Genomic DNA, 9,454 nt, shown 5'->3' with positions numbered 1-9,454 from the left:
TCTTGAACCTCGCTCAGGATTCTACCACTCTTCCTGACGTTCACATCTGCCCTCGTCTCACCCATCACCAAGAGGGAGCGGTAGTAGAGAATATCCCGTATCGTCTTGTTCTCCCATTTGATGGGGCTGTCGAGATAACTTGTGTTTCCCTCAACCGGAGGAACGAGGGGGCCGATTCTAACCTTGGGGTAGCCGTGTTCGCCTACGAAGATGCTTGGCGGAGAGGAACCAAAGAGGTGGCGTTTGTTTAACCTCCGCTCAACGGTCTGGGCTACCCTAAAGCGCTCTAGAATGGGGCATGTAGGCCTGCCACAGAGCAGTTTCCTGCCCTTGCAGATGGTACAGAGCCTTGAGTTGAATAGCTCCACCATTGTGGGTGACTCTTTTCGAGAATGTAAAAGCTTTGCCCCGCCAAAAAACTTAAAAACCCTCCCCCGCTCATATACCTCGGGCGTGCCGCGGTAGCCTAGCCTGGTAGGGCGCCGGCCTGCTAAGCCGGTGGGCGGTGCCCACCGGGGTTCAAATCCCCGCCGCGGCGCCATTAATTTCTCTTGGTTCAGTGCCGGGATAGCCTAGAGGCGAGGCGAGGGACTGCAGATCCCTTCCACCCGGGTTCAAATCCCGGTCCCGGCTCCAACCTACTTTTTTAGGGGAATGCCTGAAAAGGCAATTCAAAGAATGGTCGTGCGGTAAGTTTCAGTTTTTTAAAGAGGAAGAAAAATCAGAGAAGCATTCTGGCATCGACGGCAACGGCACCGTCTTCATAAGCGAAAATAGGGTTGATGTCGAGTTCCTTAATCTCTGGAAGCTCTAGTGCAAGTTCGCCAACTTTGACAATGATGTCAGCAAGGGCCTCTATATCAACAGGCTTCTCACCGCGTGCTCCAGCGAGAATCGGGTAGGCCTTTATCTCCTTTATCATCTCTAGGGCCTCTTCCTTCGTTATGGGCGCAACGCGAAATGAAACGTCCTTTAGTATCTCAACGAAAATTCCACCGAGACCGAACATCACAGCCGGACCGAACTGCGGGTCGCGTATCATACCGACGATGACTTCCTTACCAAGCGGGAGCATCTTGTAGATTATGACACCCCAGAGGTCTGCATCTGGCTTGTACTTCCTCGCGTTCTCCATAATGGTTCTGAAGGCTTCTCTAGCTTCCTCGTCGTTCTTTATGTTGACCTTAACTCCACCGGCGTCGCTCTTGTGGATAATCTGGGGAGAGACGATTTTCATAACCACAGGATAGCCGATTTCGCGGGCGAACTTAACAGCTTCCTCTTCGTTGGTGGCAACCTTGAAGTCGGGAACCGGAACACCGTAGAGGCGGAGTATTTCTTTCGCCTCGGGTTCGACGAGCGGCCTGTTCTCGGCCTTGGCCTTTTCGATTATCTTCTTTGCCTCTTCAACACGGTTCATCTCAATCACCCCGTAAGCCTGACGTTTATCACTCAGAGGGGAAGGTTAAAAGGGTTTCCATTTGCAAAGTTTTGGTTCAAGCCCATTTGAAGCTGTGGGATGTTATAAATAGGCAAGGGATAAGTTTGAGTGGTGAGCAGTATGGTGAGGAAGTTCTTTCCTTTAATCGCCTTGTTTGTTGTCATTGTTCTTGTATCCCTCTCATTTCAGGGTAAGAGGGCTTCAACGGATGATGTTATGATTGCTCTCTACAACTCCGCCGGCATTGGCATGGTTGAGAGAACGATGGAAGTCGAACTCAGGGAGGGAATCAATGAGATTCCACTGGAAGGCATTGGAGGAATCGACTTGGCCGAGATGTCTCTGAGGCCACTCGACGACGGTATCTCGGTGCTCGGACTCTCTGGGGGCGAGCGCAGTATGGGTAACGACGTTGAGGTCGGACTGAAAAGCGGGGAGAAAATCTCCGGGAAGTACCTCGGAATCAGGGACGGCAAGCTCGCCGTTGAGGGTGATGGCTACTACATGATAAACCTTGGCGAGGTGGCTTACATCAAAACCAAGTATGCTGGAGGTTCCAGGATTTACGCCGTTCTCAGGGCCGAAAAGGCTGGTAAGTACAGGGTTAGCGTCAGCTATCGCGTCTCTGGAATCAGATGGGAGGGCCGTTACAGGCTTTACCTCAATGAGACGGCGGAGTTAAGGGGCTACGTTGTCATAAGGAATCCGACTTGGGTAGAATTCTCCGGGGCAAACGTTCTCCTCGTTGCCGGCGACGTTAACCTCGGGCAACGCGCCCCAACTCCAGTTCCATACGAGAAGGCAGATGGTGTCGCTGTAAGCTCCCCTGAGAAGGTTGAGGCCTTCTACCTCTACCGCCTCGGTATTGTTGTCGTTAAGGCAGGAAGCACCATGGTTTATCCCTATGTAACCCTTGAGGCCCCCTTCGAGCGGGAGTACCTCTACGAGAGCTGGGCCTACAGTAGGGAGGGGCCGGTTTACGAGTCCATCTCCTTTAAGACGGACAGGGTTCTTCCAGCTGGAACAGTGGAGGTATACAGGAAGACCAACGAGGGAGTTTTGCTGATTGGAGAGACGGGGATAGACCACACCCCCAAGGATGGCGTTGTCAGGATAGGTATCGGCAGGGACTACGACGTTAGAGGCACCACCACTGTCCTGGAGAAGAGCAATGACGGCGAGCACTACAGGATACGGATAACCCTTCAGAACTTCAGGAACGAGACGAAGAGGATTATCGTCAGACACCACAAGTGGGGTAAGGTCACGTACTCCAGCGTTCAGCCAGTTGATGAAACGGCCGACTACGTCGAGTTCATGGTGACGCTTAGGCCCGGAGAAAAGGAGGAGATAACCTTCGAGTACGAGTGTTAGCTCTTCCTCAGGGTTATCTCGAAGCCCTTATCCCCTTTCGTTATTTCCATCACGAGGCTCTTGTCGTAGTCTATGAACTTAGTGCCCACGATGTTGTAGCCCTCTTTTCTAAGAAACTCGGCCATTTTGAGGCCGAGGTCGTCGAAGAACTCAGCCGCCATAGTCGCGAGACTTGGCTCATTTATCCCAAGTTCATCGTGGTACCTCCGGGCCAGCTCGAAAACGTCCTCCATGGTAACCACCGTGGATAGTATTCTTTAACGTTAAAAACCCTTTCGCCGAAAGGCTTAAATCCACACGGTCTAACCTTCTGGAGTGGTAACGATGGCGAAGGTCCTCTGGGTTCTCAAATCCGGAAACAAACTCTACTCAAAGGTTCTTGACGATTATCCATACTACGTTGAGGTTGACCTTTTCTCTGACAAGAGTCTCTGCACCTGTCCTCTTGGGGGAAACTGTGAACACGTCGCAGCGGTTAGAGACGCCTATGAGAAGGGGCTCCACTTCGATGCCGGCAACGTTGAGCCGATGAACCCCGAGGCCGTTGCTTGGGATTATCTCTCACGTGTTCCAAGACTTGCCCTAGAAGTTACCATCGCGGAGCTTTTTAGCTCCCTGAAGAGGGATGAGAGTGGAAGTGAGAGTGCCATGCTCTTTCTCCGTGCGCTTAGGCTCGTTCGTGAGACAGGTGCCAGAGAGTATCTTTACCCTCTCGGTGAAGCCCTTGAGGAGTACTCCTCCGTTTTTCATGACTATGCCCTGGTAACGGGGCTAAGGAAAGCTTACAGGGTAGTCAAAAACACCCTCGAAAAGGAACCCTTATAAGGGCCCACCGGCCGAAACAACAACTTAGAGGGAGGGAATATGAAGGCGATTTACAGGGAAGTCTGTCCCAACTGCTCGGGTAGAATCTCCGACGAGAGGCTTGTGATGAAGAACCCATGTGAGAGCTGTCTCGATAACCCTGTCACCGCTGAGAATTACTTTGAGCTCGTCAGGGCTGTGAGGGAAGCTCTGAAGGAGAGAAAGAAGCTTAAGGCATGGGAAGAAATTTACTCCCTTGAGAAGGGTCTTAGAGATGTCGAGGAGTTCTTCAGAAAAGCCACTGGATTCACCTTCTGGAGTGCCCAGAGGACGTGGGTCAAAAGGCTCTTGAAGGGGAGGAGTTTCTCTATTATAGCTCCAACTGGAATGGGTAAGAGCACTTTTGGAGCTTTCATGTCCGTTTATTACGCAAAGAAGGGCAAGAAGAGCTACATCGTTGTCCCCACCACTCCCCTCGTCGTCCAGACTGTGAAAAAGATTCAGGCGATTTTAGATAGGACTGACCTCAACGTAAGGCTCGCCTACTATCACGGTAACCTGAGGAAAAAGGAAAAGGAGGAAATGCTTGCCCTCATAGACTCTGGCGAGTATGACATCCTCGTAACCAGCGCTCAGTGGCTCGCCAGGAACTTCGATGAGAAACTTAAAGGGAGGCACTTCGACTTCATTTTCGTTGATGACGTTGATGCCTTCCTTAAAGCGAGCAAGAACATAGACCGCTCCCTTTTCCTGCTCGGCTTCACAGAGGAGATAATAGCCAAGGCATGGGAGATAATTAGGCTGAAGAAGCAGATGAGTAGGTACCTGAACGGTAGAGCCGAAGACAGGGAAGAGAGGTTGAAAGAGCTTAACCGGGGAATAGAGAAGCTCCAGCGTGAGATTGAGGAGTTCAAGCGGAAAAATAGAATCGGGATAATGATTATCGCCTCGGCCACGGGAAGCGCGAGGGGAGACAGGATAAAGCTCTACCGCGAGTTGCTCGGCTTCGAAGTTGGCTCTGGAAGGAGCGCCCTCAGAAACGTCGTGGACAGCTACCTGAGACCAAGTAAAGACGTTAAGGAGCACGTGGAAGAGCTCCTCAAGAGGCTTGGAAGGGGTGGTCTTATCTTTGTTCCTATAGACCAAGGGCTGAGCTATGCGGAGGAGCTTGTCAACCATCTCCGGGAGCGTGGATTTAAGGTCGAACTTGCGAGTTCAAAAAACAAGAAGGCCGTTGAGAAGTTTGAGAATGGAGAAGCTGATTACCTCGTCGGTGTCGCTACATATTACGGCTCTATCGCTAGGGGCCTCGACTTGCCCCATCTAATCCGCTATGCTGTCTTCACAGGTGTGCCGAAGTTCCGCTTTTCCATAGACCTTGAAAGGCCAACAATATACAGGGCACTGGGTTTACTTAGTGAGGTTATAGATTTTCTCGATGATGAAGACAGGAAAAAGGCTGAAAAGCTCTATGCAAGGCTCAGGAGGCTCATAAGGAACATACCCCAGTTTGAGCTGATGAAGATTGAGGAGGCTCTGGCGGAGGGTCTTCCAATAGAGAACGACTTCCACAGAACGGTCCTCAATGTATTCCGCGAACTCGTTGAGTTCCTGCGCGGGGTTTTGAGAAAGGAGGAAGTGCTTAAGAGGCTCGCCGATGACCCCTTCGTCAGTCTCGTGAAAGAAGGGAACAAGTGGTTCATTGAAATCCCAGATGTCAGGACTTACATTCAGGCTACCGGAAGGACGAGCAGACTCTTCGCGGGTGGGATAACAAAGGGTTTGAGCGTCCTTATAGTTGACAACGAGAAGGTCTTCAATGGTCTTGTCAGGCAGATGAGCTGGCGCTTCACAGAGTTTAAGATGGTTCCCTTTGAGGAGCTTAACCTTGATGAGGTTCTCAGGGAGATAGATGAGGACAGGGAGAAGGTTAGACTTGTGATGGAGGGCAAGATAAGCCTAAAGGTTAAAGACCTCGTCAAATCTGCCCTCATGATTGTTGAGAGTCCTAACAAGGCCAGAACTATAGCGAACTTCTTCGGCCAGCCAAGTAAAAGGCGCATCGGTGATTTGGTCGCTTATGAGGTCAGTATGGGTAACAGACAGCTGACGATTCTCGCAAGCGGCGGGCATATGTTTGACCTCGTGACGGACGAAGGCTACCACGGTGTTCTCGTAGAGAGGAAAGATGATATGCTCAAGTTCATCCCCGTTTACGATACCATAAAGCGCTGTCGTGATTGTGGTTACCAGTTCGTTGACTGGGAGAAGAAAGGCGTCTGCCCGCGCTGTGGAAGCAGGAACGTTCGCGATGCCATGGAGAACGTTATAGCCATGAGGGATATCGCCCAAGAAGTTGATGAGATACTCATAGCGACAGACCCAGATACGGAGGGTGAGAAAATAGCATGGGATATCAGAAACATACTCAGTCCATACACGCCTAACATCAAGAGGACGGAGTTCCACGAGGTCACGAGGCCTGCCATACTAAAGGCCATCGAGGAAGCTAGAGATGTCAACGAGAATCGCGTCGAGGCTCAGATTGTGAGGAGAATAGAGGACAGGTGGATTGGCTTCGAGCTGAGCGGTGAGCTCCAAAGGGTTTTTGAGAACAGGAACCTCTCCGCCGGAAGGGTTCAGACGCCGGTTCTAGGCTGGATTATTGAGAGATACAAGGAATTTAGAGAGAGTGAGGTCTACTTCCTCGGTTTGACCCTTGAGAACAGCCTTCAAATTACCGTTGAGCTCGGGAAAGATGGCAAAAATGTCGAGCCCCCCGAGTACGTCACCGTTGAAGAGGTTCACCTTGAGGAGAGGGAATTAAACCCAACTCCTCCTTACACAACTGATACCATGCTCCGCGATGCATCGACTTTCCTAAAGTTGTCGGCACCTGAGACGATGCGCTTAGCTCAAGACCTCTTCGAGATGGGTTTGATTACTTATCACAGAACTGACTCAACTCATGTCAGCAACACTGGAATAGAGATAGCGAGAGAGTATATAACTCAAGAACTCGGTGAGGAGTATTTCAAACCACGACACTGGGGCGAAGAGGGAACCCACGAGGCCATAAGGCCAACGAGGCCAATAGACACGGGAAGGTTAATGCAACTGATTAGGGATGGAATAATTCAGCTCCCGAGAGCCTTAACGAGAAACCATTATCGCCTCTACGACATGATATTCAGGCGCTTCATGACGAGCCAGATGGTTCCGGCCAAGATCCTCTACGAAAGGGCCGTTATAAACGCGGGTGTTGGAATGGTCGAGCTTGAGGGCTACGTTGAGATAATCAAAGACGGCTGGACGAGGCTGAGGAACCCGTCGCTGAGACAGTTACCTAAGCTGGAGCCGGGGATGGGGCTTAAGGTCATTGAATCTAAGAAGTGGAAGGCACCCAAGGTTTCGCTATACACTCAGGGTGACATAATAGCCCTAATGAAGGAGCGCGGCATAGGAAGGCCTTCAACTTACGCCAAAATCGTTGAGACTTTGATAAGACGTGGTTACGTTGTTGAGACGAGAGGCAGGAAAAAGCTCGTCCCCACCGAGAAGGGAATCAAGGTCTACCACTATCTCGTCAGCAAGTACCGCGACCTCGTCAGTGAGGAGCGCACAAGGGAGCTTGAAAGGATTATGGACCTCATCGAGGAAGGAAAGGAAGACTATATGGGAGTCCTGAACGACCTCTACAGGGAAATTCAGATGTACCTCTATGGGCAGGAGTAAACTGGAATTCCTGCTTCATGTTCTTTTGGTAACTATCTTACCCCCTAACTTCGAGTTTTTATGACCCTCTTGTGAAACTTTAGTTTATGGTTGTCGTCTGATTTGATAGTAATACCAAAAACCTTAAAACTCCCTACTTAGTAATGCCTTTGCGTGTCCATACAATCCAAGTTTTATCCTGCTGAGTCACTGCCTCCAATTTAGGGGTATTTGTCTACAACACTCTAGGCGTTTGGAAAAAGTTTATAATGGGTATCAACAGAAAATATAGGTAGAAAATGTGGTGGTGGTAAATATGGTTAAGGACAGAATGGTGGAACTCCTTCAGGAACACTTCGAGTTGAACCTCTACGAGGCCAGGGCGTATGTGGCTCTAGTCGGCTTTGGCGTTCTTACTCCAGCTGAGCTTGCCAGCGTTTCTGAAGTTCCTGCACCGAGGACTTACGACGTCCTCAGGAGCCTCGAAAAGAAGGGCTTCGCCATAAGCCAGCCGGGTAAGGTCAACAAGTACAGGCCAGTTCACCCAGAGAACATCCTCGAGAAGTTCATCGAGGAGTGGCAGGAGCGCGTTAAGGAAGAGCTTGAGGCCAAGAAACAGGCCAAGGAGGAGCTTCTCCAGCTCATGAAGCCCCTCATTGAGACCGAGATTCCGAAATACGGCGTTGAGCGCGTCTGGGTCGTCCGCGGAATCAGGAACGCCACGTTGAAGACTAAGGAGATGTTTGAGGACGTGAAGGAGAAGATTCTCTTAGCTGACGATGGTTACATTGCAATCAACCTTGAAAACGACCTCATTAAGGCCATTGACAACGGCGCTAAGGCCAAGATAATCGTCACTGAACCCGTCCTCAAGAGGATTGAGGGCTCAAAGATTCTCGACTACGCCAAGAAGGGCAAGCTTGAATTAAGGGTTCTCGACAAGTTCGACCTCCCGATGCTCATCTGCGACGATGAAGTCTTCTTTGCCCTTGAGGATATGGCGGCTCGTTACTTCAACTACGAGACCCAGGTCTGGATTAAGGACTTCAGGATAAGGGACCTCTTTGAGGCCAAGTTCAACGAGTACTGGGAGAAGGCTAAGAAGGTCTGATTTTCTATCTTTCTATTTTTGAAAAACAAGGAAGAACGGTCTAACGCCTTCTAACCTTTCGGGCAACAAGCACAGCTGTTACCATCAAGACTAAAAAAGCAGGTCCGCAGATGTTCTTTTTGGTGGGTGTTGAAGTTTTGGTTGCACTTGAGTATGGGGAGGTAGTGTTCTCTCTAGTGCTTGGTGACGTCCAAGTCGTGTTCGCCGGTTTAATCGGAGTAACCGTTCCCCTGCTGGCGTTCGTGGTATGAACTGTGGTGTTTTCCCGAGCGTTCGTTTGGGTTGTAGTCTCGTTCGAAATAGCGTTTTCTGGAGTAACAACTGGTTTGCAGAACGTTACGTTAACGATTTTAACATTACTCGGAAACCAGAAGCCGGTTAAGTTCTCAGTCGAGTTGATGTAGAAGAGCGTCACGTTTTTCACTTGGCCGTCCTTTTCGAGGAGGAAGTAAACCGGGAGCTTTGAGTGGGGAGGTATTGCCAGGAACGGTGGAACGCTCGTGGGTTTCGAAACGCTTGAATTCACACCAACGAAGAAGTAGGCTTTAAAAGACCCATAGTCAGGAGAAGGCAAAAACTCCCTCGGAACCACAATTTCCCAACCGTTTAGTGTGTTGGTGAAAGTGCTGTTTCTTATGAGTTGGGACCAGTTGACCGTGACTTCGTTAATGCAGAACCTCGTGAGGTTTAACCTGTAAACGTAGTGGAGTATCCCGCAGGCGGTTACGTTCAGGTACCAAGTGCCGTTAACGTACGCTGGGATTGGCGTTGTTGGGGGACACCATGTAAAGTTCAAGAGAAAAAGCCGAGAACCATTATAATAAAGAAGATATTCGTAACCGCCATAAACTGACATCCAGCAGTTTCCTGCCATGTCGCAGGTGGTTCCCGTGTTGTCGATTTCGGCATTGATTAATGCCGCTGTCCCGTTGGAGTAAACCTTGTAACTGACAACGTAGAGGTAACCGTTGAGCTTCACAGAGTAAACTGCCGATGCCATTGGGGCAAAG

The 9,454-nt window shown here is 50.2% G+C and carries 7 protein-coding genes, 2 tRNA genes and 1 pseudogene; 6 read left to right on the top strand and 4 right to left on the bottom strand.

From position 1 onward, the window contains the following. Positions 1-371: pseudogene (locus tag F7B33_RS00860) on the bottom strand (hypothetical protein); the annotation flags it as partial. Positions 372-455: 84 nt separating this feature from the next. Between F7B33_RS00860 and F7B33_RS00855 the strand changes: the two are divergent. After that, positions 456-541: transfer RNA gene (locus tag F7B33_RS00855), tRNA-Ser, on the top strand. 20 nt (positions 542-561) lie between these two features. Continuing rightward, a tRNA-Cys gene (locus tag F7B33_RS00850) sits at positions 562-636 on the top strand. A gap of 85 nt (positions 637-721) precedes the next feature. On the opposite strand, the gene F7B33_RS00845 is transcribed toward F7B33_RS00850, so the two are convergent. Beyond that, positions 722-1,420: an acetate--CoA ligase family protein gene (locus F7B33_RS00845; RefSeq protein ID WP_297072602.1), complete on the bottom strand. Its 699-nt coding sequence runs from the start codon at positions 1,418-1,420 to the stop codon at positions 722-724. Positions 1,421-1,561: 141 nt separating this feature from the next. Between F7B33_RS00845 and F7B33_RS00840 the strand changes: the two genes are divergently transcribed. Beyond that, the gene (locus tag F7B33_RS00840; RefSeq protein WP_297072604.1) at positions 1,562-2,815 is read left to right on the top strand and encodes a DUF4139 domain-containing protein; all 1,254 of its coding nucleotides are present in this window, start codon (positions 1,562-1,564) and stop codon (positions 2,813-2,815) included. Here the strand turns inward: F7B33_RS00840 and F7B33_RS00835 are convergent. Next, complete coding sequence (locus tag F7B33_RS00835; RefSeq protein WP_297062292.1) at positions 2,812-3,048, bottom strand: hypothetical protein; 237 nt, start codon at positions 3,046-3,048, stop codon at positions 2,812-2,814. The two genes, F7B33_RS00840 and F7B33_RS00835, sit on opposite strands and share 4 nt — an antisense overlap. 91 nt (positions 3,049-3,139) lie before the next feature. On the opposite strand from F7B33_RS00835, the gene F7B33_RS00830 reads away from it, so the two are divergent. The 3 genes from F7B33_RS00830 to trmBL2 all read left to right on the top strand — a co-directional run bounded on the left by F7B33_RS00830 (position 3,140) and on the right by trmBL2 (position 8,444). Beyond that, complete coding sequence (locus F7B33_RS00830) at positions 3,140-3,640, top strand: SWIM zinc finger family protein (protein WP_297062291.1); 501 nt, start codon at positions 3,140-3,142, stop codon at positions 3,638-3,640. Positions 3,641-3,679: 39 nt separating this feature from the next. After that, the gene (gene rgy, locus F7B33_RS00825) at positions 3,680-7,354 is read left to right on the top strand and encodes a reverse gyrase (protein WP_297062275.1); all 3,675 of its coding nucleotides are present in this window, start codon (positions 3,680-3,682) and stop codon (positions 7,352-7,354) included. A gap of 295 nt (positions 7,355-7,649) precedes the next feature. Continuing rightward, a complete protein-coding gene (trmBL2, locus tag F7B33_RS00820; protein WP_297062289.1) occupies positions 7,650-8,444 on the top strand; it encodes an HTH-type transcriptional regulator TrmBL2 in 795 nt (264 codons plus the stop codon). A gap of 40 nt (positions 8,445-8,484) precedes the next feature. Here the strand turns inward: trmBL2 and F7B33_RS00815 are convergent. Continuing rightward, the coding region (locus F7B33_RS00815; RefSeq protein WP_297072600.1) for a hypothetical protein at positions 8,485-9,454 on the bottom strand (970 nt) is incomplete at its 5' end.

Origin of the sequence: Thermococcus sp. (assembly GCF_015523185.1) — an archaeon.
Lineage (GTDB): Archaea > Methanobacteriota_B > Thermococci > Thermococcales > Thermococcaceae > Thermococcus.
This window is presented reverse-complemented; position numbering and strand designations above follow the sequence as displayed.

Excerpts from the sequence above, each read along its gene's own strand:
- F7B33_RS00830 (WP_297062291.1), top strand. The coding sequence starts at position 3,140 with ATGGCGAAGGTCCTCTGGGTTCTCAAATCCGGAAACAAACTCTACTCA.
- F7B33_RS00840 (WP_297072604.1), top strand. The coding sequence starts at position 1,562 with ATGGTGAGGAAGTTCTTTCCTTTAATCGCCTTGTTTGTTGTCATTGTT.
- F7B33_RS00845 (WP_297072602.1), bottom strand. The coding sequence starts at position 1,420 with ATGAACCGTGTTGAAGAGGCAAAGAAGATAATCGAAAAGGCCAAGGCC.
- trmBL2 (WP_297062289.1), top strand. The coding sequence starts at position 7,650 with ATGGTTAAGGACAGAATGGTGGAACTCCTTCAGGAACACTTCGAGTTG.
- rgy (WP_297062275.1), top strand. The coding sequence starts at position 3,680 with ATGAAGGCGATTTACAGGGAAGTCTGTCCCAACTGCTCGGGTAGAATC.
- F7B33_RS00835 (WP_297062292.1), bottom strand. The coding sequence starts at position 3,048 with ATGGAGGACGTTTTCGAGCTGGCCCGGAGGTACCACGATGAACTTGGG.